Source organism: Chryseobacterium sp. R2ACT005 (assembly GCF_049949215.1).
Lineage (GTDB): Bacteria > Bacteroidota > Bacteroidia > Flavobacteriales > Weeksellaceae > Chryseobacterium.
In genome coordinates this window covers 987,071-1,012,967 of sequence record NZ_CP188192.1, presented here as the reverse complement: position 1 = coordinate 1,012,967, position 25,897 = coordinate 987,071, and the positions used below count along the sequence as shown (strand labels likewise).

Sequence of the window (25,897 nt, the reverse complement as noted above, 5' to 3'; positions counted from 1 at the left end):
TTGAACGCAGGAATTGCAAAACAATATCTAATAGAAGAAACAACAGAAGAAGTGTTTGATGATTTATTCAATATCAATGTAAAGGGCTTATTTTTTACTTTACAAAAACTAATTCCACATTTAGCAGAAGGAGCCTCTGTCATTCTTATTTCGTCCGGAGTTTCGGTTAGTGGATATGCACAAATGGGAGCATACGCTGCAACAAAGAGCGCAGTTGACGCAATTGCACGCACAGCAGCAACAGAATTGGCAGACAGAAAAATCCGGGTAAATACCGTAGCTCCCGGTTTAACCGATACACCAATGAATCAACAGACACCAGAAGATATTAAGAATGCTATAGCAGCAGCGGTTCCGCTGAAACGAATCGGAGAAGCTGAAGAAATAGCAAATGCTATTGTGTTTCTGGCTTCAGACGAAGCTTCTTATATTTCAGGTTCATACCTGTCAGTTGACGGAGGGGTTACTATTCGCAGATAATCCTTGTAATTTTACAACAAGTTTTTAATGATCGCATGATGATCACTAATGATTAGTTGTATTCCGGTGAAAGAAAAGTGTTGGAAATTTTTTCTCCTTTACCGAATTTCTAAAACTGGTCGAATTTTTACAGTTATAATATTATTATTAAAACAGTGTTTCCAAAAGATTTTGGAAACACTGTTCGATTATTATTAGATCTTCATTATCGGATCGAACTAACAACGGTTTTTTTCCTATTGTTATAATGAAAAGATGATTGCTTTCAATACCAAAAATATCCACAATGCACATATCAAATTATTGTGAAACTAAAGATTCTGATGTGTAATATAGATAGAAGAAAGTCTTTCTCAGCTATCGCGGATAAAGATAATTTGGCAAATAAGGTGTATGTCCCACTTGAATTACGTGACCTTGTCCATCATTCTAAAAGTATCATAATTTATCCCGACAGGGAAATCATACCAATACAATTTATTCTTGCCTTTTAAAGTGCTTCCATCTAAAGGCGCTCTGCCTCTCCCCCTTGCCTGTTTACAAATTCGTAGCTTGAGAAATCTTACACTTATTGTATTCAATTTTATTTGAATATTTTAATGCTAAAATACTATTGATTTTTAAATAAAAAGATTTAATTAATTTCCCAATTCAAGCTGATTTTTCACAAGATTAAAATATTCCTTTCTTAAGGTGACTAACTGATCATGATTTCCCTGCTCTACAACTTCACCATTTTTAAGTACTATTATTTGATCAGCATTTTTTACAGTGGAGAGTCTATGAGCAATAATGACTACTGTTTTCCCTTTGAAAAACACTTGTAAATTGTCGTGAATTATTTTTTCATTCTCTGCATCCAGTGCTGAAGTAGCTTCATCAAATAACATGTAATAAGGATTTTTATAGACTGCCCTGGCAATTAAGATTCTTTGTTTCTGACCACCGGAAACACCATTGCCCGCAGCACCTATTTTTGTATTATATCCCAGTGGCAGACTTTGAATGTAATCATCGATATTGGCGACTCGTACAGCATGGTAAATTCTTTCCTTATCAATATCTTCACTTGCCCCAGCTATGTTACGCTCAATAGTATCAGAAAAAATATATCCATCTTGCATAACCACTCCACAATTTTCCCTGATACTTTTGGGTGATAGTGTAACAATATCACTTCCATTGAAAGTAATATTTCCCTGTATGGGATTATAAAATCTTAACAAAAGCTTCATTAATGTGGTTTTACCGCTGCCACTTGCTCCCACTATGGCTGTTACTTTCCCTGCAGGAATTTTAAGATTAATATCCTTAAGAACATATGGAGATTGTGGTCCTTCATATTGATATGATACATTGTTAAGAACAATTTCCCTGAATGTCTGATTGTCATCCACTCCTTTATTATCAGGCAAGGGTATTAACCCCTCCTGCTCTTCCTCTACATGGTTTTGCACTTCATTTAAACGTGATAAACTTAATTTAGCGTCCTGAAAGGAACGAAAAAACGCAATTAATTGGTTGATAGGGCTATTCATCTGTCCAATTATATAAGATACGCTAAGTAAGGCTCCCAATGTCATCCTATCTGATACAACAAGATAAGCTGCTAAAAAAGTAACAACTAAATTTTTAATCTGGTTAATAAAATCAAATCCTGATAACTGCAGCTGATTGATTTTCATAGTTCGGATATTTGTATGATAGAGCTTTTGTTGAATGTCTTCCCATTCTTTTCTTTTTCGTTCTTCAAAATTATTGAGCTTCATTTCTGTGATTCCATTTATTATTTCTAAAATGGATTGTTGACTTTCGCTTCTTTGATGGAACCTGACATAATCTATAATCTTTCTCTTATTCATCCAATACATCGACCATGAAATAGATAGAACAGTCAGTATAAAATAAACCAATAATATTCGATAATCATAATACCAAAGGACACCAAAGAAGACGGAGAAGGTAATTACAGAAAAAAAGGCATAAATACTCTGGGAAGTGAGAAACTGTTCAATTCGTTCATGGTCCGAAATACGCTGTGTATAATCTCCAGCCATTTTGGTATCAAAGAACTTTATGGGTAGCTTAAAAAGCTTTGTAAGAAAATCCGATATTATCTGAATATTTATTTTTGTACCAACAGTTACCATAATCCAATTTCTGAAAATTTCGAAAACAATATTTCCGCTATATAATGCTAACTGTGCAAAAAACAAATACACAATAACATGCAGATCTTTTTTCACCACACCAGAATCAATTAATTGTTGTGTAAGAAACGGTAAAACCAGAGTGACTAAAGTTCCAAGCAATAAGAAGAAAAATAACAGAACTAATTCTTTTTTAAAAGGCAATAGATATTTTAAAACACTTTTAAAAGTGGTTGGCGGTTCCCGGTCAAATTCCTGATCCTGAAACTTTTCACTCGGATCCAAAAAAAGAGCAATTCCAGTATCATTTCCTGAAGCCCATGATTTTTTCAACTTATCCTCAGATAATTTTAAGAATCCGTGAGCAGGATCTGCAACTTTGTATATCTTTTTTTTTCTGATAAAACTCTCCTTAATCCGGTACAAGACCACAAAGTGATTTTGATTCCAATGAAGAATGCAGGGAAGTAAACTATTTTCCATATCACTGATGGCCAAATTAGCTGCATAAGTATCGAATTCAATATCTTCAGCAGCCTGTTTTATCCCGAGCAGAGATACTCCATCCTTGGTTAAATAACTCTTTTCTCTTAAATATTGCATACTGATGGCTTTCCCATAAAAATTTGAGATCATGGCAAGGCAAGCCGGCCCACAATCCATTTGGTTGTGCTGTGCGATGAACTTCATATTTTTCATATTCCTATTATTAATAATTCGTCTAATGCCGGCAATTTTTTATTAAAGGAAGAAAGTAAAGTACATCCGATACCAGCTAGCCCCCAGCCGAACGAAAATTTGGCAGCAGTATTGAAATCCTCGTACTTTTCTAAAGCAAATTTGAATTTTGACAATGTATTTTGATGAGGATCTTTGCATAATAAAATTTGCTCTATCCAGTACTTTGAATAATCAAAATAATATTTCTTTCCAGTGTTTCTGTATAAACGGTCTAATATAAAATAAACTCCTGAACACCCAAAAATCACACCTCCATCAAGTGTATAATTGGAATCGTAAGATCTGGCCGCTGTTTTCAATAGCATGCTCTCCACTTCATTTTTGAGTTCTTCGTCATGAATGACTTGTGAGGCGTTATATAAAGAATATAAAACCCCCAGGTCACCATAACACATTGATAACTGGGTCGGAGTATTAGGAACATCAATGTCAGGATAAAAGTTAGGGAAAAAGCCTTTATCAAAACTTCTCTTTTGTGCCCAAACAAAATTGACAGCATTTCTTAGTAAATTTAATTCATTATGGTTATCCCTCGTTAAAATGTTATGTTGAAATAGCTTTGTCAAAAAATTGATAATCATTGCCGAACCGTGAGATATCCCCAGATACACTTTGTCACCATAAGCTGGTGCTTTCCAATATACCTGATCATCCTGATGGTAAATTGCACATTGAGTTAAATTAAAAACGATATCATGTACTATTTGTAATCCTACTGTACTTTTAAAATGAACATGATGATTGAGAAAATAGTGACCCGCCGCTAATGCTCCGGAAAACAAATCAAAATCTTTACTTTTTAATGCAGGTTCTACAATCTCTTTAAGCGTTTCATTGATTTGATTGTAATAGCTTGAAAAATCATAATCATATCTTAAGTTTTTATCAATAAACAATAACCCTTTCCCAAAGCTGGAAATAAGATTTAACAAAGTGTCACCTCTGTACTTAGGGATAAAAAACTCATTTTTAGATTGCTCAGAGATACTAATAATTGCATGTTCAATCATTAGCTCTCCCTGCTCTAAAAATTTTATGTCACGATATGTCTCATGCAAGAAAAAGTTAAATACAGCCAGCCCCAGATAGCCACTTTCCACTGTACCATCTTTAAACAGATTTAGATTATTTTGTATATCGATACTGATGTGAGACAATATTTCGTCGATTTCAGTGATTTGCTTTGCTTCGTTCATAAATTGATTTATAACCTTTAAACATCATATAATAAATTACAAGCTCATGCATTCTGTTTTTAGTATAGAACAGCCTGTTCATAGACAAATGAATAAGATCCTGAATGGTATCCCATAGTAATTTTGTATTTTCAACTTCTAGTAGCAGTGGACCTAGTACTTGTTCCAATTGGCCAGTTCGCTCATCGAATATATTCCGGAGATCTCTATGGGTTAACACATCATCTTTCCGCAATATTTTTTCTAAAACTGACCGATATGTTCTAAATTTTGCATCCAGTGAGATTTTGAATTTTTTTGTGGAATCTGGATTTTTTTTATCGATAAATTCCTGCCGGAATTTTTGGAAAAGAATTTCCATTATTGCCCAGCGATCATGTAATTTTATATGAAAATTTGAAAATAGGGTGTCTATTGAAATCATTGCTGCAATTATCCTGTTCTGTTCATTGTCTGTAGATGAAATTAATTCCAAAACTTTTAAGGCACTTACACTATCATAATAAAATATGCGTTCTGCATTTTCAATACCAACGATCTTATATCTTTCTATTTCACGGCTATATGTGTCAATCTGTAATCTTACAATACCATTACCTTTGCCAAAACCATCTAATAGGTTATTAATCATTTCCAGTATTTCTTGCATTATTGGTACATTTACCCGCATCCTAATATGATGATCGGGATCTTGATATCGAATAAAATACCATCTGAACTCTCGTTTAATGTTGGCGAAATGCTTTACTAACAGAGAACCTATCACAGTAATAATATTATCCGAAAATTCATATGGACAGTATATTTTATAAAAAGTCCATTCAGCCCCAGGAGAAAAAAAACGATTAGATTTAGAACGTTCTAACTCTTGTTGTAATCCCTGACCATCTTCCTTAGCTTGAGCTGAATTTTTTATAGGGATAATATATTCGGTTACATATTGTTGCCCAGATTTAAAATTATTGTACATTTCAAGAAAAGATTCAAATAAAACAACCTTATCTTTTCTTATTTCCCTGCAAAGTATTTCTAGGCACAAATCCGTATCAGTATCTAAACATAAGACATTGTCAAGTTCCTGAATCGAACAAAATTTAGGAATCTTTAAAGTTTTAAGGAGTTCTTTTAGCCCATGAAGCGTAATTTTAGGGTCTTGTTCTATTTTCCATCGTGCTGGTGAAAGAATAATTTCTTTATACTCAACTCTTGGTAAATACGAAAGCCCTTTAAGGCCTTGCCAATCCCAGCTTACACCTGTATATAGATTATATTTCTCTAAATCTCCCAAAAATTGAATTAATGGTAATTGACTTGTATCATGATTGTAAGCTGCCGAATTTTTCAGAAAAACAGTTTTTTGATATTTTTTAGATCGAAGGGTAATATGTTTATTGCGAACACTTATCAGTAAATCATCAATAGTAATAGTCTTTTTCAATTCGTTAGGTTCAGAAATACTACAATAGGCAAACTCGTATTGATAATTATTCGGTCGCAATAAAACATTGCCCAATCGTGGGTATGGCACATGATTAATTTCTACATATAATGCTCCGTTTGAATCCTTATCAGTGATACAGTTTTTAAGTTTTTCCTTTAAAGCTTCATCATGGAATGCGTAACGGGATAAAATTTTTTCCGGATATGGGGTTGGTAATGAGGATTTATTTAAAAACTTAAAATTACCCTGATTCAATTCTACCTCTGATACCGAAAGTAAATCGCCAAACAAAAAATAATTGTCCGCAAGTGGATAAGAATCTTCGCTATGAATTGAGTTGAGATCGGTTTCTGTCAATTGAATGGGTTTCATTTCAGTAAAACATGAGCCATATTTTGCAAGAATGAGCTGTATGATAGCCGATACCTCCGAAGAGTTCTGTTTACCTTTATGAGGAAAAAGAATACCATTTAACAACTCTGTTCCCTCAATATTTCCTGAAACATAATTTCCATACCCAATTCCATATTGAGCATCAAGTGCCTGGGCAAGTGGAACTTCCTGACGTTCATATTTTTCTTCAAATTTTCTGACGAAAGCTTTTAAACGAGGATTATCCATATTTCTGTATAAATGTGAAATCTCATTAGCCCTTAAACAAAGTGTTTTGACTGCTTTGGTAGATATCTGGTTAGTACAAGTTTTTGCTTCTAAATCAATTTGGAATTGCTGAAGACTTTTATTATATAGTAATCCAAAATGTTCAGATAGCTCTTGTAATGGTGCAGTACTTATTTCTTTCTTCAGCCTCATTTGAACTTCTTCAACGCTAATTAAACAGTCTGCCGGGATTCTTTTGGAGAGTAAAAATTGTATTGAATCCTCTAATGGGTCTTTTAAACTAGTTATAAAAGGTGGCTGTATTGGAATCAGAATCTGAGAATCGATCAAACGGTTTAAGTAATTTCTAATTTCTTCTTTCTCAAATCCTTCTGATTCATGATAAATCTCTTCCACTAGTTCAATGTAAGTTGATCCTTGAGCCGAAAATTCAAGAATATGTTCTAAAATTTCACTATTCTCAAGCTCGCTGACACTATAATTTTTATGGTTATCAGATTCTATATATCTTATTACATCACTACAGTAATAAAGAGTATTTGTTGGAATGTATGTTAAATTTGCCTCTTTATCTTTATCAAGTATATTTTTAAGGAGTTGATCTAAAAAATGTAAATCAATACGTACATGAGGCTCCCATTTATCATCAAACAAAATCTGTACAACTCTATCTTTAGATGGCAGTACAGTTCCCAAAGAAAAAGCAGAAAAAGTGCCATAAGGAGTGGCTCTTGTACACATTCTCGAGTAATATTTGTATAATGTTAAAACGATTTTATCGTTCAAACCAAAATCCTGATCTGATTTAATCCAGTTTAATGTTTCATAATAGAAATTTTTAGAGGAAAGATAAATGGAATTTAAAAAGAAGGCACTGCTAAAGATATCCTTAATTTGTTCTTTATCTTCTCTTCGTATGGCGTTCGTCAGAGTTTTGAAGTTTTCTATAGAGAGTCTAGGAACTCTAAGAAGGAAATAATCAAGTGGATGAAACATGTTGCCTAAATTATGGTTGTTTATTCTGCTTAGAATTTTAGTGAAAAGTGCAGACAATCCTTTAAGATAACAGCCTTCCCGGACTTGTTGTTGGGAAGGCTGCTTTTACAAAAAGTAGAAATAGCCTAACTTATTCAACTACCGTCGTACCTGTACAAACAATGGTTGAACCTTTGTCTTGACATTTGATTTCTGGTTCCTGTGCAGGAGCATTACCGCCTTTTAAGGCTGTTAGCTGTTGATCATTCAATTTAGCAATTGACTTCTTGTTTAATTCTAGGTTACTGAATCTTTTTTTCATGACTTTTAATTTAAAAATTAGTCTCTACTCTGTTAGGGATTTTCGAGTTACTCCCAATACGCGCGTAATATCTTTATCTAATTGATTCTATTTTTATCATCAAAACGGACGCGTTTATCTGTCCCTTTGACTTTACTGCTTCCGATGCTATATGTCAGACTTATTGTGACATTCCGGTGATCATTGTAATTAAAGAATTGGTATCGAAGTGCATTATTATAGGTGTAACCATCATTCTTTAATGTTCTGAAAACATCATTAACTACAGCACTAAGATTTAACCGCTTCTCAAAAAGGGAGGCCTTAAAGCCAAACGAAAAATTCATCTGATCCTTCAAATAATTGTTTGCATATACAAACGGTAATTGATGCCAAAAGTTAACGAGCAAACTGTAAGATTTAGCCTTATTTAATGCAATTGTGTTATAGATGGAATAGTATAGAGAATAAACATCTAAAGCTTCTAAATCCCGAATCGTGGGTAGCGTTTTAGAATATGATCCATCAGTACTTAATGAAATTTCCCATCTTTTAAAAAATGTATTATAATAACCGATAGTGATTCCCGTGGTTCTCTTATTAAATCCATTCTTGACTTGATTTGCAAATATTCCGTTTTCAAGCTCTGCTACACTGGTAGTGTTATCCTTGCTATATTGGTGGTATAATCCTATATTCAGTTTGTTATCCAGAGCGTAATTCAATTCAAAATTATCATTAAAAGTGGGCAGCAAGAATGGATTACCTGTAAAATACATATATTCATTTTTATACCACCTGAAAGGGTTCAGAGATTGAAAACCAGGTCTGCTGATTCTTCTTGAATAATTTACTGAAATAAAATTTTTCTCATTTGGTTTATAGCTTACATATACAGTTGGGAATAATTTGCCATACTTATTTGTGACTGTTTCATTTCCACTATCAGGAGTTTTTCCTTCCAGCGAAGTATATTCATATCGTAATCCTGCCTTTGCTGACCAATATTTGTTAAAATCTTTATTAACACTTATGTAAGCTGCCGAATTGTGTTCTTTATAATCGAATATATTACTGTTTGCCGGATTGAATACCATTTTTTCATCTATTATATCATAATAGGCAACGTATGAATTGTTCTTCAAAAGAGTATACTTTGTCCCAACTTCCACTGTGGCCCATTTATAGGGCAATGTTAAATCCGCTTGCAACGAATATATTTTATAATTCATATTGCTGTTATTCTGAGCAGATGAAAAGGTGCTGGTAAGGCTGTTTATAGTCTGAAAGTTATTGCTGCGGTCGGAAACATTACTTAAATAATTTGCCCCGAGACTTAGTTTCTTTCCTAAACTATCAATTTTAAGGTCATAATACAGATTCAATGTATGAGACGGCGTGTTCCACCGTTGTTTAGACGGTGTGATAAACACTGAATCCTGAACAGAACCGGATAGATAGGCACTTTGTCCATCTGCATCAATATTATATTTACTTCTTCCGAAATCGTATATTAATCCTGCATTAGATTTGTTATTTATTTTAATATCAAGGCTGTAATTAATTCCAATTCCACGGGTTTTGTCTTTTCTGGTTTCTGTTGTGTATATTCCTTGGCCATTCCCTAACAGATCCACTGATCCATCCATTAGATAACTTACCTCATGCTGACGGAGACGCAATGAAGAACTTAAAGTTTTTGATTGATAATTTATAGTTCCCCCCAATCTGATTCCATTATAATGATTTCTTTGATATGTAGTATTAATAGAACCACTCCATCCTAAATTCGGATTTTTTTTCATAATGATGTTCAGTAATCCGCTATTCCCCGATGCATCGTATTTTGACGGAGGTGCTGTAATCACTTCAATCTTGGAAATATCTTCTGATCTTAATGATCTCAGATAATTTGAAAGCTCAGCTCCGGACAGATTGATTATCCTGTCATTTACCATTACCGATACCCCGCTTTTGCCGATTAGTGATATCGTTTCATCCTGAACTTTGACAAGAGGGGTAGTTTTAATGGCATCCAGGCCGTTCATACCCTGAGATGCTATTGAATTACTTACATTATAAATCAAACGATCAACTTTTCTTTCAATAAGTTTTTTTTGAGCTGTTATGGTTACTCCTTCCAACAATATGGATTCATTAATTTCAATTTCTCCTAAGTCTTGATTTTTAATAAGGTCAAAATTCTGATTATAATATTCTGATCCAAGACGTTCTAAAATTAATCGGTAATTTCCTTTCTCAGCTTTAAAAGAGAAACGCCCCAAATCATCAGTCATAATACCTGCCAGCAACACTGTATCGTTCTTTACTAAGTTAACTTGAATCAATTCTATAGGCTTCTTTTCTTTATTGATTACTTGTCCCCTAACTACATACTGCTGAGCCAACACCGTTTCGGTGCTAAGAAATATTATCGCAAAGGACAGCGGTAATGTTTTAAAATACTTCATGAATACGATTACTTCTTATTTTAATAAAATCTCCACACAGTTGTGGACAACTAATTACCATAGATCCAATGATCCCCATTTTTTACAGGTGGATCTCCTTCATTTTGTTCTGGTGCTGCATCTTGTTGTGTGTTTTCTTTAAAAATTGAGTCTTTAGCGATAGTTTTGAAATCGAATTGGTTAATATTGCCCAAATTTTTGTTCTTTAACAGAGCATTCTCAGTTTCTTTTTGATTATTATTGTTTATAAATATATAATCATCGTCATTACTACAGGAATTGAGCAGTGCTAAAATAGGTATCACTAAAACGGGGATAAACTTTTTCATGGTTTGTTTACATTTAATGTGTTTATCCAGGTACCGGGATTATTAATAAGCTTGCATCGAATTTATTGATTTAAAACACTCATGTCGGCTTGAATCTGATTAGATTTATAAATTTCAATGGTATAATTTACAAATCACACCATATCTAAATGCCTGATTACAAGAGTTTTGATTAATATATTACGGACAAAATATTCCATACGCTATTTTGTGTTTTTTGATTAAATTTGAATGTACCTTTTATGCCTTATTTATGCATTTATTAAAAAAACTAACAATCATATTATATTTTTTATCGGTAAGCATTTGCGTTTACAGTCAAAATCCGACTAAAGTAAATGGAGGAAACTTAAATGATTTAAGAAATTTATATGAAAGTTTTGAAGAAAATAATGAGCAGGCAGTTCCTTTGGTGCATAACTATATCAGCCGCGCAAAATCAGACGGAAAACATCAGCATATTTTTCAGGGGTATAAAGATCTGATTTACTATTCTAAAAATAGCAACACAAAGCTTTTATATGCTGACAGCTGCGTCTATTATGCCATGAAATCAGGAGATCCTGAATTGATAAGCCGGTCCTATTTAAGCCGGGGTATTGTTTACTACTTTTTTTTCAAAAAGTTTCAACCTGCTTTAGACGAATATCTCAAGGCATACAACTACTCTTTAAATACTAAGGACGAGTATTTGAAAAATAGCATCGTTTATCATTTAGGAGTAGTAAAGAGCTACCTGGGCTATTACGATGAAGCCCAAAGTTTATTTGATAAATGTATAGCATATTTTGAACCACTAAGCAGAGGTAATTCCCATCCAAACATTATATTCAATAATCAAAAGGGTTATTTTAATAGTCTGCACCAACTGGCAGTATGCTATAGGAATATGAATGAGTTTGGAAAGAGCGACTCAATAGTAACCCATGCCCTAACTCTGTTACCGGCATCTAAAGAATTTCAATTAGAAAAAGCGTATTTCTTAAAGTGCAAGGGGGTTTCAGAATTTAGAAAAGGGAATTATGATTGGGCTGTTAAGAATCTATCGGAGGCTTTACCTGAATTAAAGAAGATAGATGATTTTTCTTGGGCTTCTGTATGTTTTTTTTATTTGGGAAAATCATTTTTGAAAGCAAACGATACTCAAAAAGCAATTACTTATTTCAATAAAGTAGATTCAATTTTCCAAAAACATAACTTTATACTTCCTGAGGTCCGTGAGAATTATGAAATTCTAATCGATTACTATGATAAAATAGGAGATTCCGATAACGAGCTTCTTTTTACCAAGCAACTTCTGAAAGCTGATAATATTTTGGGAAAGGACTTTAAATATCTAGCACCCAAAATTCATAGGGAATATGACACAAAATCATTACTTAAAAAGCAAAGTGATCTGGAAAGCCAAAATTCTCATGCACTTATCCTTATTGTGGGAGCAGTCCTCGTTATAACCATACTCCTCATTATACTTTTCAAAAGAAATAAGAAGCAAAAAGAAGTGCAAAAAAAGTACTTGGAGCTGGAACAGAGATTGGTAAAAGATGAACAGAACCTCGAACCAGACAGTAAGAATATTGCTAATAGGACCAGAAGAAAAGAAGGTAAATTAGCAACACCTGAAAGTGTAATCGAAGATCTATTGCAAAAGTTGGAAATATTTGAGCAAGGGAAAGAATTTACAAAAAAGGGATTAACACAACTTGACCTTTCTAAAAAATTTAACACAAACACCACTTATCTTTCACAAGTGATTAATGAATATAAGGGTAGTAATTTCAATACTTACCTGAATACACTTAGAATAAATTATATTACCCACGAATTGTATCACAACAGAAAATTCTTGGATTACACCATTGAGGGCTTAGCTAGTGATTGTGGTATGCCATCAAGGCAATCTTTCACGGAAATTTTTACAGAAATTAATGGTATTAGACCCACTGTATTTATCAAGAAGCGAAAAGAAGAACTGGAAGAACATACTCAAAAAGAAAAGTAAGCCATAAAAAAGTCTTTAATATTTACTTTAAACTATAATTTGAGATTTTAAAAAATGTCAACTCTCAATCAGAAGTTAAGCATTGATGAGGGCTCTTAGTTTATCTTTTTGGATTCCTAACTTCTAAGGTATATTAAAGGGCGTAAAAATGTATCCAGGTCAAATTCATTGATTCACTTAGGGTTGGGAAATTCCACCATTCATAAACATAAATAGTATTAAATAAGAAAAATAAAAAAAGCTTACAAAAAGTAGAATTAAAAATAATTGTTGGAGGCCCGTCTTGTGTCAGGTTATGTTTTAACCTGTGTTCAAATAATTCATGTGGCGGCCTGGACAAAAGTGTTTTTCAAACCCCATAGATATATGGGGTTTAAATTAAGTTATTCTGACTTTTTTTCATACTCTTAAAGTTAAAGAGTATAAGAATTCTGTCCTAACAAAGATAGGAACTCCATTATACGAATAGTACTTCCTTAAGACTATTTGTTCTGCCGAGTGTATTCCTTTTCAGCATATTGATCACTGGAATGATAACGCAAAGTATCCTTTATATACCATGTATTCAATCCTTGAATCATCATTCCCTGATAAAGTACATATTGATATACTTTGTCGTTCCACTCACCAAAATCTGGCAGGTTTTCATGCAGAGCAACAAATTCAGCTACATCTTCATTATGAATGGATACTAATTTTTGTGTCGCCTCCTCCAATGAGATATTTTCTTCATGCTGTATAATAAGTACCAAATTAATCACTTCTCCTTTTCTAGCAATTTCTTTTTTCAAGGAATACAAATCATTTTGCCAGCTCATTATTCTACATGTTAATGCCTGAATTCGCTGGATTACAGGATGTTCAGAAATCTCTTTAGGCAAAACAAATCCAAGCCCAAGTTCAGCCCAGGGTTCATAGGCATACATGGCAATGCTATATTCCCGGAATATCATATAATAGTTCCGCGGAGGAAATGTTCCTGTTGTCTTATAAGGGGCTTCAGCACGCATTCCGTATTTTATATAACGATCCATAAAAAAGGTGAATGTCTCCAGCCATTCGGGAGATGTAACTGCAAGATATTCATCCCTGATCTGTGCCATTATTTTATCATGAGGATGCGCATCAGGCAGTGGCTGATTACCTTTGAGGATACCAATTATTCTTTTATGTATATCATCTACCTCATCAACAGTACATAATCCACAATAATCATCGAAAGTGGTAATCCAGATCATGAAGCGATTACAGGCACTTGCATGCTCATAAGTTGGAGCTATAGCAAGCATCCTGGCGGTGGCTCCGTGTAGGCCCATGCGTTTATAATTTTCACGCGTTTTTGCAGATAAAAAGGTAAAGTCAGTATCCAACCAGCTTTCTAAATCTTCCTTCATTTGATCAAAATGAGGATTTACCAAATCTGGCCATGGATATTCAAAAATTAATGCATAAGGTTGTTCGAAATGTTTAACTTCAGATTCCATTTTAATTAGTTTTATTTTTAGTTATTCTATTATTAAAAACCGTATTCCATTGGTTATCAAAGTTGATTCTGCCCCAACATTTCTTTTAATTCTGAAACGTTGGGAAATTCGGTACTATTATAACGATAAAGTTTGGTGGAAATATTTTTCCAACCCCTTAGCACCATACTCATATAATATATCCAATTAACCATACCTTCCTGCCAAATACCAAAATCAGGAAGAGAGGATTGCAAGTGTATAAACTCCTTAAGGTCTTCATTATGAAGTTGTAAATCTTCAAGACAAGCCTCTTCGAGAGGAATCTGCTGTTCGTTCTAGATCACTTTTACAATATTGTGATTGATTTTGTCAGCTGGCTCTTCAATAGAATAACAATTATTTCTATTATGCATGACGATGGTTGTTGGAATTAAAATGGTATCACTTTTCATTTCCTGAAAAGAACAAAATTTTCATAAATTGTAATAAGTAGCAACTTGAGGGTTAAAGTTTTATGTTAGTTTTGTACTACTAAATTAAAAATTTATTTAACACAACCTAATTAATCTCATGAAAAATTGATATTTAGTATATAAATATTGCAATATCACTGTATTTATGGGAGATTAAAAGGAATGAAATCTTTTATTTTAGCGTAAGTTTGAAATTTCTATTTTTATCAGATTTTATCACCATTTTTCATCTCCTGTTTTTGAATAAAGTGCATCCTTCTGTAAAGGGCAGTAGAAGCTGTGTCATTTTCAATGGCAGCAATACTTATATCTCTGAGCTCTCATCGTTTCGTTCAATGATCACCCTATATAGAAAATTAGTTTCATTATTGTCTGTTCAGAGTTGAAACCCCAGACTAGATTTGTAGGTGTTGATTTCTACACAATCCTAAACCAATAAAAACTAAAGTTCTCAAAAAGCATAAAAAAATATTAAATCCTCTAAAATAATGATTTGCAGAATTTTTTTTGTTTTTTGTTATTGCCAAAATTTATAAAAACACATAATTTTTGTGGCAAAATCATAAACAAACTGACGTACAAAATGTAAATCAAACTAAAAGTAAAGCAAGGATGAAAAAAGCCATTACTAAATTACAATCTAAGATCAATAATAATTTAAATTTGACTTGATTCGAATTTGAACACAACTATATTTGACACAGATAATACTATTAATTTTGGAAGGATTCTCGGTATGTTCAATACGACCTTTTATTATCGCCACTTCATATTTGTTTAATTCTTTATCTTCGTTACTTGTCAGAGCATCATCACTTTCCTCTTTGTTATCTAAGAGACTCGAGAAGTCCAAGTCGGTTAGTCCACCAATAATTTGGACATCAATTCCAGATTCAACTTTTCTACCGTATTTTAGCCAGTTTTCTGTCTCCTCGTCTTTCGCTTCTTCAGCACACTTTTCGATTGCAAGTTCTAAGCATACCCTGGCCGCCAGGCAGGCACAGGAAACTGCTATCAATTCGTTGAAAGCAATAAGAAAGAATATTGATAAAAGTTTGAAATGACTTTATAAGTTGGGTTTTCTTAAAAAGCGTATACAACCATTATTTATTTTTTAGCTTATTTAATGTTTTCTCGATCATTTCTATTCGATTTTTAACCTTTTCAGCCGAAGCATCCAAAGTATACCCCTCGTCCAAAAGTTCTTTGATAAGCAATATTTTCTTGATGTTTTCGTAGTTGTATCTTCGGTTTTTGCCTTCTTCTTCAGTTAGGCTTACAATAATTCCTTTATCTTCCCAATAGCGAATTTGTCTTGTGGGAATGCCCGTAATCTGTGATACTTCGCCGATTCCTACAACCAATTTATCTAAAAAATCAAAGTCAAAAGACAGGTCATTTTTCGTTTTCAGCTTACTCATTTTGTAATTTATTTACAATTTATGTTGCAAATATAGAAATAAAGCCTTTATTTTACAATTGTAAATTATTTACAATTATGGACAATTAAAAACAACAAAAGCATGAAAATAGCAATTCTAATTCTTGGCATATTAATGATGACAGCAAATGTAAGTGCACAAACGGTATCTTTAAAAGAAGTACAATCCTACCTAGACGAATTTAAAAGGAACTTTGAAATCCCAAGAGATTACCAATTTCAATCAGTAAATAAGGTCAATGTTGACGATATACCAGCTTACTTATTCCGTTTTGAGAAATCGACAAACAAAGGCTTAAAAGGGGAACATTATTCGTTTGTCATTTCAGAAAAGGATAAACAGATGTTAGGATTTACCAATATGGATAAAAAGTATTCCAATATAAATATGCTTTCAAAATCGGAAACCGAAAAAATAGCTAAAGACTTTTTATTGAATTTGGATAGGTCTTTAGCCAATGGTCTGAAAAATATTTGGATAGAAGGACATGATGAAGAAATTTTGGTAAATGGTGTAAAAACAACAATCACAGGAATGAAATACAAATGTTATTGTGCCTCACAAAATAACTATGCGTGGGTAATTGTTGGCTTTGACGGCTCTATAATTACATTCGAACGTAATATAAAATGGAATAACAGCGAACATAAACGTACTACCGAAAAATGGTTACACGATAGTTGGCTAGCCGAGGCTAACCTAAATATGTCAATAGAAGAACAGATATTAAGAAAACTTACAGAAGAAACCTTTGCTAATGGGGCTTTGAATAAGCTGAACGTAGAGAAAATGCTGAAAGGCTTTCACTCTGATTTCGCTATTCTGATACCTAAAGAAAACAGCCTTTTCCGTCTTTCACTTCGGGATTGGATGAAAGTTGTAGAAGAATATAAAAACAATCCCGAAAAGATAAAATCAGGTATTAGAACACTTGATTACATGATTGAAATCTTAGAAATTACGGGGCATACTGCAGTTGTAAAAACACAGTTTTTCAGAGAGGGCAAACTCATTATTACAGATTATCTGTCATACATAAAATACCCAGAGGGTTGGAAAGCAGTGGCAAAAATTTCCAATGAACACATCGTAAACCCTTTGCAACTCAATCTATAAATCCAAAAAAATGAAAACGACCATTTTAATTATTATAACATTTCTAACCATGAACTACTTACCGGCACAGACAAAAAGAAAAATCAGCACTCATTCTTATTGAAACTCAAAACGAGTGGATGCACATAGACGGAAAGTTGTACAAGACTTTGGTAAAAGACAAACAGATGATGCTAACTTCCATTACAAATATTGAAAAAACATTGGATTATGCCAGAAAAAAAAATATTGAAGTAATTCATGTTGGCTTGCGTTTTGAAAAGGGCTATCCCGAATTGGCGAACGGAAAAAGTGGTTTACGCAAAGCGATTCCAAATGCAGGAACATTCCCGATTAATGGGTTTGGTTCACAGTTTTACGAAACAGTACGACCGATTGCAGGTGAATTTGTAGTTACGGGTCGTGTAGGTGCAAGTGGATTTACAGGATCAAATTTGGACATATATCTGCGTAACAACAAAATTGAAAACCTGTATTTAGTTGGTTATGCAACACACGTCTGTGTGGAAAGCACCTTTCGAGATGCTCACGAAAAAGGTTACAATACCTATGTGATTTCCGATGCAACTTCGGCTTTTAATCAAACGCAACAAAATTTTTTTTTTAGTGAAGTTGTTCATCATTTTGGCGAATATTTGACAACCAAAGAATTCATCAAAGAATAAAAACTTTAAAATTACATCACTTTTTATGGTCTAGATAACCACACCACTTTGTTTGGTAAACAGTTGTATTTCCAGCTAGATATTTCCAGATTTTTGATAAGAATAGTTTAAGCATTTTATGTTTAATTATGTAATAACATTTATGCAAGTTACTTTTTAGATTACGCTTATATTATAGAAAGAGAAAACAATTACTATCAATGAATAAACCAATAATTGCGGTGAGATTTTCTTGAGCATTTAAAGATACATTGCCTCTTTGCTTAATTAAAGATTCCTCTTGAATTTAAAACTTTAAACTGTATTTTTTTGATCTTTTTCATACTTTAAGATAAAAGAGTATAAGAATAACGTCCTCACAACGGCAGCGACCGCACGAATAATAATCTCATAACCTTTTTAATACAATAAGAAAGAGGCTTTCTCAAAAGTGCGACAGCCTCTTTCTTATTGTAAAATCCTTTTTATACATTAAAGTATGATGCTTTGCTTAAATCCTTCCAATAACCCAATAAGTTGATCCATCGTCTAAAACAATAACACCTGAATACGACTGGCTGATTGAAAGATCAGACTGAGCATCAATCTGGCTTTGCGCGTGGACCGTAATAGTATTACCAGAACCGTCTGTTTTCTTAATAATTATTTTTCTTCCTTTTTGGGATGGAGCAGGCAAAGTAAGTTCAATGTTTGAAGATGAAGTATCTGCTAAAATAATCTCATCAAATCCGGTAACTGTGTAATTTGCTGTAATCTTCTTTACAAAAGGCTGTATTTCGATAATATCTCCATTACTATTGGTGCCAAGTCTGTATGCATTGACAAGATTCGTTAGTCTCAATCCTGAAGTACCAGGTTGTTCACTTTTCACTTCCAGACTATTACCTGGTACAGCTGTATTGATCCCTATCTTGGCATAGATATTTCCACCTACATTCACATTACTCCCATAAATACTGTTTCCAATATTGAGCTGATTACTCCCTGAAGTATCTTTTAAGTCGATATCGGAGCCAATGGCAATGTTGTTTGATCCAGAGGATTGGTTCCGGGCAGCACTTTTTCCTATCATAATATTATTGCTACCCATCCATAATCCTTGTCCAGAATAAGCACCTAATGTGACATTTTGATTTCCGGTAGTATGATTGGCTAGAGATGAGAATCCTACAGCTGTATTTTCCAGCCCATCTTTATTACTGTACAATACATTTGTTCCAATCGCAATATTATGATTACCTATTGTATTTCCTGCTAAACTTCTATAGCCTACTCCAATATTCCATTTTCCACTTGTATTGTATTTCATGGCTTCAAAACCAACAGCCGTATTGGCCTCCCCAGTATAATTTGATGTTAAACTATGGCTTCCAACTGCAGTATTATCATGGGCAATCATATTTCCGTTCTCTCCTTTAAGACTTTCATATCCTATCGCTGTATTCCATCGTCCCTGAAGACCTGTATTTCCTTTATATGAACCTACTCCATAGGAAGTATTATAAATCCCAACTCCACTTAATCTCCCTGCAATTATTCCACCTCTTTTGAAAACCAGATCCTGATTGTCTACTGTGCCCATAAAATTCGTGTCATGGTTAGTACTAATATTTCCGGAAGTTCCCCATGTGTTTCGGGTATCACCTATTAAGGTCCAGTTATCTCCGCTCCTGTAATAATATCCAGGTACAACAGCATTTGTACTGTTACCCGCTACCGCTGTATTATATATTAAAAGCCCGACTGCCGGATCCTTAATTGTTGTACTATCAGTTACCCCTTTCAGAGCAATTCTGGGTGGTAGAAATCCTTTATTATCTGCTGTAACATCTAAAGCTGCTGATGCGTGAGGCTGAGTAGTATTGATTCCTACCTGACCAAAAATATTTATTGAACTAAGTACAGAAAGTATTCCTGTAATCATTATTTTTTTCATTACAATTTTGTTTTAGTTATTTACTATTTTTTCGCTATCTCAAATCCCAAATCATTCACTCAATTTTTATGGCGATCATATAAAGGCTATCATAAAAAATTTCAATCTTGTGTAAACAAGAAAAAAGGAAATTAGATTTCTCTAAACATGTAATCCTTGCAACGAAATATGAAGCATTTGAAATAATGTATATTGGGGAATTTAACAGACTCTGCAATTCATTTAAGCGACTCTCTATTAACATGGCAAAATTAAAAAGGTCTTACTGGTTATGAACAAAAAAAAGTAAAAAACCCGACTGACAAATCAGCAATTCAAATCAACATTATCATAACTAACTGACATACTTCATACTATAAAATAAAAAAGTATTAACTATGAATTAGTAAAAACCAACTAAAATTTGAAGTTATAACGTTGATTATTGTAATAAGAAAATTAAAAAAAAGATTTTGCAGATTTTGTGATGAAGAATTTGGATGAAAAATGAACTAACTTCTTATCAAAAACACTGAATATTATACGACAATTTATAAAGGAGGCTACAAAAATTTTCTAGTAGATCTAGGTATCGAAGCCATACATCTAACTGGTTAGAAAAACTTTCATTGTAAATTAGTCTGGTTCTTCAAAGCAGGATATTATATCTAGATAATTAGTGTGCATAAAAAAAACACCAAAGAAGAATCTTCAGTGTTTTAATTCTAGGTTAAATCATCTTAACAACATGGTTATAATTAATTTAAAAAACATGCATCAATATACCTCATCTTAAAGGCAAGAGTATTTTACTTTCCTTTTTCATCTTGTCTCTTTTAGAGATACATTTCTTATATACCTTTAGTTTTATTCATTACAGCTTTTTTCAATTTTTTTCCAGAAGCTTCCATTATAAAGCTTAATACCCTGATCTACTGTATCATAGATCAGCATTCCCTCAATAGGATGTATAATCTTTGAGATCCCTGCTACTCTTGTAATCACAAATCCTTTAGTTTTTGATTCTAATAGAATGAAAGCACTGTAATGCTGTGGCCAGCCATCTGTCTGACTTTCTAATGATGAAATCCCAATCAGCGAAATATCAGCAGGAACTGACGTATTGCCAGGCTGGGTACATTCATTACAATTAAGTTTTTCAACTACATTTACTGCTGCAGCAGACTTAATCGGACGAAACAACTGAAATTCTGAATAATAATAAAAAGGATAATAAGTTCCTGGACCCACTGCTGACGGGTCAGCAACAGGAGTTCCTCCATGATGATCATTATCATACCAGTACAATTCCGGAAGGTTTATATTGACCCCACCTGAAGTCCAGGGTTCAATAATACCCGGAGTTGTAAGATCAGTTTTTTCTCCTAAACAAATAGTAAGTTGGGACTTAAGAACAATTGGCTCACCACCATTAGGAAGATTTGAACACGGAGTTGGAGGTATATTATTAAAACTACTGTTTAACCGTGGAGATGCATAGTAAATATTACTTGAATTTTTGTTGACAGCATGATATCCCTGAGGTCCATAATAATTAATTGCAGGGTCATAATATCGGGGAGAATATATCCCTCCGCCAGCAGCAAACCGATCAGATACTTCACTAACTCCAGTCCAGTAAACCGGATCAGCCGTAATCTGATTATCTGCATTAATACTTGCAACAGAATACCAACGTACAATTGTTCCCGGACTTACCATCCCTGGAGCTGGCGGAACTTCTAATTTTGTAAGGTCCTGTGGATTGCAAATCGTATTTTTATACCCCATTCCACCAGTAATTGTAGGCTCATCAAATTCGGCATCTGTATAGAGCCTTACTTGTGGGAAAGGAGCAATTTTTTTTATTTCTACTGCCTGCAAGATCCCATTACAAGTTTGCCCATTAAAGCTCTGCTCATATCTGGCGTAAAAAGTTTTGCTGCCTGGAGGTAGCCCCGGACTAGATGGCCCTGCAAAATCTACGAGTGCAGGATTAGGAACAGGAACTGTTCCTAAAGCATCTGAATACCATTTTACAGAGGTAGCTACTCCAACAGGTCTACGAGAGGTCTCTTCCAGCCCTTTTAGGCTAAATGTTTGACCGAAACCAAAATATCGAGCTTTATTATTAAGATAAACCGGAGTATCCGAAAGAGATATTACAGAAACGGGATCTGAAGGCAGACTATAACAGTTTGTCGCAGGATGGTAATAGAAGGCATAGTAAGTACCTAGCTGAGTAATATTTTCGGCATCTATCATATTACCGGATGCGTTAGGATTAGTATACCATCTGACCTCAGCACCTGGAGGAATATGTCCTGAAATAATTTTGATACTGATACTTGTATTTATTCCTGGGCAATGTGAAAATTCATTGCTCATAGAAAGATTTAATGTAGGGACAACTTCGTTACATTGTTGTCCCTTCAGGGTGTTAAAAGGTAATATGACAGCTAATATTACCGCTCTCATTACGTATTTTCCAATATTCTTCATACTATTATTTTATATCTGCTATTTCCAGAAATACCATTTATTGCCATCAAATACAGCCAAGGTTTTACTTACCATATCATAACATATTGTTCCGATAACAGGATTAAGGATATTCAGGTGAGGATTTGCAACTTTAGGTAGAATAAGCGCTTTATTTTCAGATTCCAAGACCAATACTCCTTCCGCAGGAGAGTCAGGAGCACCAATTATGACTCCCCGGCCCGTTTCAACAGATGGATTTATAATCCGTCTATCTGTATTTCCCGGTGCATCCGTTAAAGAAATCCAGGTTCCATTACTAAATACCTTTACAGTTGAATCACTGTTATCAACCACAAAAGTTCCAGGATATGGATTAGTAGGTAGAGCCGGTAATAAAGGCAGTACAATTCCTTTCGGAGAGTCTCCAAAATCAAGTATACCATCTCCGTCCACTAATGACTTTCCAATACCAATTTGCCCTTTACAAGGCATAAAAACAAATAAACTCATTGGTAGGAATATCACCAAAAGATGAACTCTAAATATTTTACTGATCATAATTTATTTTTTAGAACAGCAAAAATACCTGTTTGTCCATCGGAAGGTTAAAAAAAAGTAAAAATATCCCCGTCAAATCAGCAATTGTAATTTTACATTTTCACAAACTGCAGACCTGTTATAAATTATGTCCTCGCAAAACTCATTATAATTTATAAAAAACAGAAAAAAGAGAATCAGTTCAGTATTCAATTGTAGTATTCATTAAACAAATATTCACGTTTGTCATCAAATCATAATCCGACTAGTTTACAAAAGCAACCAACTTATAGAGATCCATTATGAGTTTTTTTCAAAGGTCACAATTCAAGTAATTATCGCCAATTAAACTTAATAGAAGAATTCCTTCATGTTTAATTTCATTCAACATGAACTGCAAGAGATTTTAAAATTTTCTCACTTCTTTTAAAGCTTTGAAGGCTTCTGAAACCGGACAGATATACCAGTTCTTCTTCTTCAGCATTTTTATATTCCGGCAGATTTTTTAATCGCTGAAATTCCTCACGTCTGTACCGGTTGATATACATGCTGAAATTAAGCCCGTAAGTTGTATTGATAAAAGAAGACAGATAAGTACGATTAGTACCGAAAATAGTGATCAGGTCTGTAATTTTGAGATTAGGATCTAAATATGGCTTCTTTTCATCCATATATCTCGATACTACTTCATGGCTAAGAGGTTCCCGAAATTCTTTTTCCTGTTCGGAAAGCCTGTCTGCTATTATATCTTCCGTGAGCAGTATAAAATTCTGCTTGAAGATATGGTAACAAATCGTAACATTTACTATCAATATAAATAAAAGAGGGATTAATAAACCGATAAATTTTTTATACACCTCTGAATCAATAAAATAATATAATATAGGAAACGGAGTAACTAAAAAAAGAACACCAAAGATCTGATAAAGCCACACTAACGATGTTTCTTCCATATTGGAAGAATACTGTACTATTTCTCTTCTGTAACGGATAATTCTTTTAACAGCCAGATATAAGTAAATCCCACTTAAGATCATTCTGATATAAAAACGGCTGTAGTCAAAAAAAATAAACCCCTTATAACCTTCTATCCATTGAATATCTTTTGCATCCATAAGCAGCAGAACCCTCCAGGGTATGAATGCAAACCATAAACAGTACCCTCCGGCTAAAATAAGAGGGACTACATAATACCCGTAAGAAAATTGCTCAGCAGTCCTAAGTCTGGTTAACTTAAAGATCAAATGATAAAACAAGACTGGTAATAGAAGCGTTGTCAAAAAATTAACTGGTTTGACTTGAATAAAAGTCGCTTTATCAAAATTATATAAGAAAATAGTAATTACATAAATAACTTCTACTACATAACCAGTGACAAGAAGGATAATTACCCTCCTTATAAATTTATCTTTATTTCCAAACAGTCTCATCAAAAGTAGTATGCTGCAAAAAAAAGCAGAAAATACACCAATAGAAAAAGACAAGGCCAACAATAAGCGTTCAATTTCCATAATTATCACTGTCTTTGTGTTCATCCTTCTCTTCGGCAGCTTTTTTAGCCCTCCAGTAGGATCTTGGATTAGAGAACCCTGCCATCAAAGCGAGTTCTTCCTGGTTCTTATCTTTATGTTCTGGATTTCTCTGAAGACATTCCAACTCTTTTAGACGCCAGAGGTTATTGTACTGTGAAAAATTGACTCCGAATGTTTTATTGATAAACCCTGACAAGTAGGTTCTGTTGGTCTCAAAATGAGCAGCAAGATCCTGCATCTTAAAACCAGCATTCAGATGGGGTTTACTATCTTCATAATACTGCTCCAGTTCTTCTTTGGTAAGAAGCAGAGATGTATTGGTTACAGTTTGCACTCCAAAATTATTAATGATATTTGACAATGAAGTAATTTGTCCTCCCGTGATCATTACAGTATGATTGTTACCAAATGATAGAATTGTATAATTTCTCATCAATATGTTATATACAATGAGAATATGCTGTAACGGAACAAACAGCGCCATCATCATCAATACAGCACTGATACGCAATGGATTACAGATAAACAAAATAAGAAGAATAAATCTTATGATCATCAGTGGTTCCATCCAGCGCATAACTTTCCATTTTTCAGCACCATATTTTTTTATCAATATTCTTTTATACCTAATAATCCTTATGCTTCCCAATATTGCATAACAAAGCATGAAAAAGAAAACTGAAAGAGAGGTATAAGGCATGAACAAAGATGAAATGGCATCATTTGAAAGCTGATTAATTCCTGTAAAAGTAATCATAAAGATTCCTGAAACAAAAAGAAGGATCAGTGGTATAATATAATGAGCTTTTATCTGAAACCGATTGTCATTTTCTATAGGAGTCAGAAGACTTATAAAATGATAAAAAATAACCTGATTGAGCTGCAATACAAAACACACCAATGGGAGGTAATATTTCAGCACATACTCATAGATTAAATTGAACTGAACATATACCCAGCTTAAGACCATAAAAGCAAAATAAACACCCAGTAACTTCTTGACCAGCTGCTCCACTTTAGTCAGTTCCTGCCCGTAAGCAACGATAAACAACATACCACAGGTAAGTGAGGAGATCATTGGAAGTGAGGTATATATATATTTAAATAGTTCTGTCATGTTTAATAGTTGGTTATAAGTCCTCTCTTTTCCATAAAGAACTTACAAAAATAATGAAATTAAGCTTTAACATTACTCTATATAAGTGTTTTGTAATAGAATTTTAATATTTTAAAGTTAAAGATCATTGTATATTTAATATCCTTTATTAAAAACAATTCTACAAATAAAATCGCAGACCATTAGTATCTCAGATCTGTCTGCACGGACCATTTTGATTATATTAAACTTACTTTACAACTGTCTCTATAAGGTAATTTATTGTTATCCTGACCCTATAATTAAAACAGCTCAACAAGCATAATATATGTCCGATCTGCATAACAGTAGACAGTAGTTGAAGCATAAATGGTTACCTGGTAACAACAGTTATCTCCGGATCAGTAATGTAGATAATGTCTGATTCCCTTTTTAACATGTTGTGGTATGAAGTTTGTCCTATT

General features: G+C 33.5%; 18 protein-coding genes. 4 read left to right on the top strand and 14 right to left on the bottom strand.

Translation table 11 applies throughout. The features are described from left to right. Positions 1-480 (top strand): SDR family NAD(P)-dependent oxidoreductase, encoded by a 480-nt coding sequence (locus ACPF63_RS04675; RefSeq protein WP_426482158.1) that lies wholly within the window; start codon positions 1-3, stop codon positions 478-480. Positions 481-1,118: 638 nt separating this feature from the next. Here the strand turns inward: ACPF63_RS04675 and ACPF63_RS04670 are convergent. The 6 genes from ACPF63_RS04670 to ACPF63_RS04645 form a co-directional block, all read right to left on the bottom strand. Further along, positions 1,119-3,320, bottom strand: coding sequence for a peptidase domain-containing ABC transporter (locus tag ACPF63_RS04670; RefSeq protein WP_426482157.1), 2,202 nt, complete (start codon positions 3,318-3,320; stop codon positions 1,119-1,121). 5 nt (positions 3,321-3,325) lie between these two features. Beyond that, positions 3,326-4,567, bottom strand: a complete 1,242-nt coding sequence (locus ACPF63_RS04665; protein WP_426482156.1) for a lanthionine synthetase LanC family protein — start codon at positions 4,565-4,567, stop codon at positions 3,326-3,328. Then, positions 4,542-7,625, bottom strand: coding sequence for a lantibiotic dehydratase (locus ACPF63_RS04660; RefSeq protein ID WP_426482155.1), 3,084 nt, complete (start codon positions 7,623-7,625; stop codon positions 4,542-4,544). Before ACPF63_RS04660 ends, ACPF63_RS04665 begins: the two co-directional genes overlap by 26 nt. Before the next feature lie 130 nt (positions 7,626-7,755). After that, the gene (locus ACPF63_RS04655; RefSeq protein ID WP_426482154.1) at positions 7,756-7,926 is read right to left on the bottom strand and encodes a class I lanthipeptide; all 171 of its coding nucleotides are present in this window, start codon (positions 7,924-7,926) and stop codon (positions 7,756-7,758) included. A gap of 77 nt (positions 7,927-8,003) precedes the next feature. After that, complete coding sequence (locus ACPF63_RS04650) at positions 8,004-10,376, bottom strand: TonB-dependent receptor domain-containing protein (RefSeq protein WP_426482153.1); 2,373 nt, start codon at positions 10,374-10,376, stop codon at positions 8,004-8,006. Between the two features lie 50 nt (positions 10,377-10,426). Beyond that, positions 10,427-10,705 (bottom strand): hypothetical protein, encoded by a 279-nt coding sequence (locus tag ACPF63_RS04645; protein ID WP_426482152.1) that lies wholly within the window; start codon positions 10,703-10,705, stop codon positions 10,427-10,429. A gap of 253 nt (positions 10,706-10,958) precedes the next feature. Between ACPF63_RS04645 and ACPF63_RS04640 the strand changes: the two genes are divergently transcribed. Further along, complete coding sequence (locus ACPF63_RS04640; RefSeq protein ID WP_426482151.1) at positions 10,959-12,707, top strand: tetratricopeptide repeat protein; 1,749 nt, start codon at positions 10,959-10,961, stop codon at positions 12,705-12,707. Positions 12,708-13,189: 482 nt separating this feature from the next. Here the strand turns inward: ACPF63_RS04640 and ACPF63_RS04635 are convergent, their stop codons facing one another. The 3 genes from ACPF63_RS04635 to ACPF63_RS04625 all read right to left on the bottom strand — a co-directional run bounded on the left by ACPF63_RS04635 (position 13,190) and on the right by ACPF63_RS04625 (position 16,067). Next, positions 13,190-14,191 carry a terpene synthase family protein gene (locus ACPF63_RS04635; RefSeq protein ID WP_426482150.1) on the bottom strand — a complete coding sequence of 334 codons (1,002 nt, stop codon included), beginning with the start codon at positions 14,189-14,191 and terminating at the stop codon, positions 13,190-13,192. A gap of 1,101 nt (positions 14,192-15,292) precedes the next feature. Continuing rightward, positions 15,293-15,664 carry a hypothetical protein gene (locus tag ACPF63_RS04630; RefSeq protein WP_426482149.1) on the bottom strand — a complete coding sequence of 124 codons (372 nt, stop codon included), beginning with the start codon at positions 15,662-15,664 and terminating at the stop codon, positions 15,293-15,295. Between the two features lie 85 nt (positions 15,665-15,749). Next, a complete protein-coding gene (locus ACPF63_RS04625) occupies positions 15,750-16,067 on the bottom strand; it encodes a MerR family transcriptional regulator (RefSeq protein WP_426482148.1) in 318 nt (105 codons plus the stop codon). A 102-nt stretch (positions 16,068-16,169) separates the two neighbouring features. On the opposite strand from ACPF63_RS04625, the gene ACPF63_RS04620 reads away from it, so the two are divergent. Continuing rightward, positions 16,170-17,204, top strand: coding sequence for a nuclear transport factor 2 family protein (locus ACPF63_RS04620; protein WP_426482147.1), 1,035 nt, complete (start codon positions 16,170-16,172; stop codon positions 17,202-17,204). Positions 17,205-17,323: 119 nt separating this feature from the next. Continuing rightward, positions 17,324-17,869, top strand: a complete 546-nt coding sequence (locus ACPF63_RS04615) for a cysteine hydrolase (protein ID WP_426482146.1) — start codon at positions 17,324-17,326, stop codon at positions 17,867-17,869. A 490-nt stretch (positions 17,870-18,359) separates the two neighbouring features. Here ACPF63_RS04615 and ACPF63_RS04610 read toward each other — a convergent pair whose 3' ends face one another. The 5 genes from ACPF63_RS04610 to ACPF63_RS04590 all read right to left on the bottom strand — a co-directional run bounded on the left by ACPF63_RS04610 (position 18,360) and on the right by ACPF63_RS04590 (position 25,454). Then, the gene (locus ACPF63_RS04610; protein WP_426482145.1) at positions 18,360-19,805 is read right to left on the bottom strand and encodes a hypothetical protein; all 1,446 of its coding nucleotides are present in this window, start codon (positions 19,803-19,805) and stop codon (positions 18,360-18,362) included. An 846-nt stretch (positions 19,806-20,651) separates the two neighbouring features. Further along, a complete protein-coding gene (locus ACPF63_RS04605; protein WP_426482144.1) occupies positions 20,652-22,286 on the bottom strand; it encodes a hypothetical protein in 1,635 nt (544 codons plus the stop codon). Positions 22,287-22,304: 18 nt separating this feature from the next. Continuing rightward, entirely contained in the window at positions 22,305-22,778 is a 474-nt protein-coding gene (locus ACPF63_RS04600) for a hypothetical protein (protein ID WP_426482143.1), read from the bottom strand. 407 nt (positions 22,779-23,185) lie between these two features. After that, positions 23,186-24,049 carry a hypothetical protein gene (locus tag ACPF63_RS04595; RefSeq protein ID WP_426482142.1) on the bottom strand — a complete coding sequence of 288 codons (864 nt, stop codon included), beginning with the start codon at positions 24,047-24,049 and terminating at the stop codon, positions 23,186-23,188. Between the two features lie 256 nt (positions 24,050-24,305). Further along, entirely contained in the window at positions 24,306-25,454 is a 1,149-nt protein-coding gene (locus ACPF63_RS04590) for a hypothetical protein (RefSeq protein ID WP_426482141.1), read from the bottom strand. Between the last annotated feature and the right edge of the window lie 443 nt (positions 25,455-25,897).

Bases quoted from the DNA above. Each gene is read 5' to 3' on its own strand.
- ACPF63_RS04615 (WP_426482146.1), top strand. From the start codon at position 17,324: ATGCACATAGACGGAAAGTTGTACAAGACTTTGGTAAAAGACAAACAG.
- ACPF63_RS04610 (WP_426482145.1), bottom strand. From the start codon at position 19,805: ATGAAAAAAATAATGATTACAGGAATACTTTCTGTACTTAGTTCAATA.
- ACPF63_RS04665 (WP_426482156.1), bottom strand. From the start codon at position 4,567: ATGAACGAAGCAAAGCAAATCACTGAAATCGACGAAATATTGTCTCAC.
- ACPF63_RS04625 (WP_426482148.1), bottom strand. From the start codon at position 16,067: ATGAGTAAGCTGAAAACGAAAAATGACCTGTCTTTTGACTTTGATTTT.
- ACPF63_RS04605 (WP_426482144.1), bottom strand. From the start codon at position 22,286: ATGAAGAATATTGGAAAATACGTAATGAGAGCGGTAATATTAGCTGTC.
- ACPF63_RS04590 (WP_426482141.1), bottom strand. From the start codon at position 25,454: ATGACAGAACTATTTAAATATATATATACCTCACTTCCAATGATCTCC.
- ACPF63_RS04660 (WP_426482155.1), bottom strand. From the start codon at position 7,625: ATGTTTCATCCACTTGATTATTTCCTTCTTAGAGTTCCTAGACTCTCT.
- ACPF63_RS04670 (WP_426482157.1), bottom strand. From the start codon at position 3,320: ATGAAGTTCATCGCACAGCACAACCAAATGGATTGTGGGCCGGCTTGC.
- ACPF63_RS04650 (WP_426482153.1), bottom strand. From the start codon at position 10,376: ATGAAGTATTTTAAAACATTACCGCTGTCCTTTGCGATAATATTTCTT.
- ACPF63_RS04655 (WP_426482154.1), bottom strand. From the start codon at position 7,926: ATGAAAAAAAGATTCAGTAACCTAGAATTAAACAAGAAGTCAATTGCT.
- ACPF63_RS04600 (WP_426482143.1), bottom strand. From the start codon at position 22,778: ATGAGTTTATTTGTTTTTATGCCTTGTAAAGGGCAAATTGGTATTGGA.
- ACPF63_RS04620 (WP_426482147.1), top strand. From the start codon at position 16,170: ATGAAAATAGCAATTCTAATTCTTGGCATATTAATGATGACAGCAAAT.
- ACPF63_RS04635 (WP_426482150.1), bottom strand. From the start codon at position 14,191: ATGGAATCTGAAGTTAAACATTTCGAACAACCTTATGCATTAATTTTT.
- ACPF63_RS04640 (WP_426482151.1), top strand. From the start codon at position 10,959: ATGCATTTATTAAAAAAACTAACAATCATATTATATTTTTTATCGGTA.
- ACPF63_RS04645 (WP_426482152.1), bottom strand. From the start codon at position 10,705: ATGAAAAAGTTTATCCCCGTTTTAGTGATACCTATTTTAGCACTGCTC.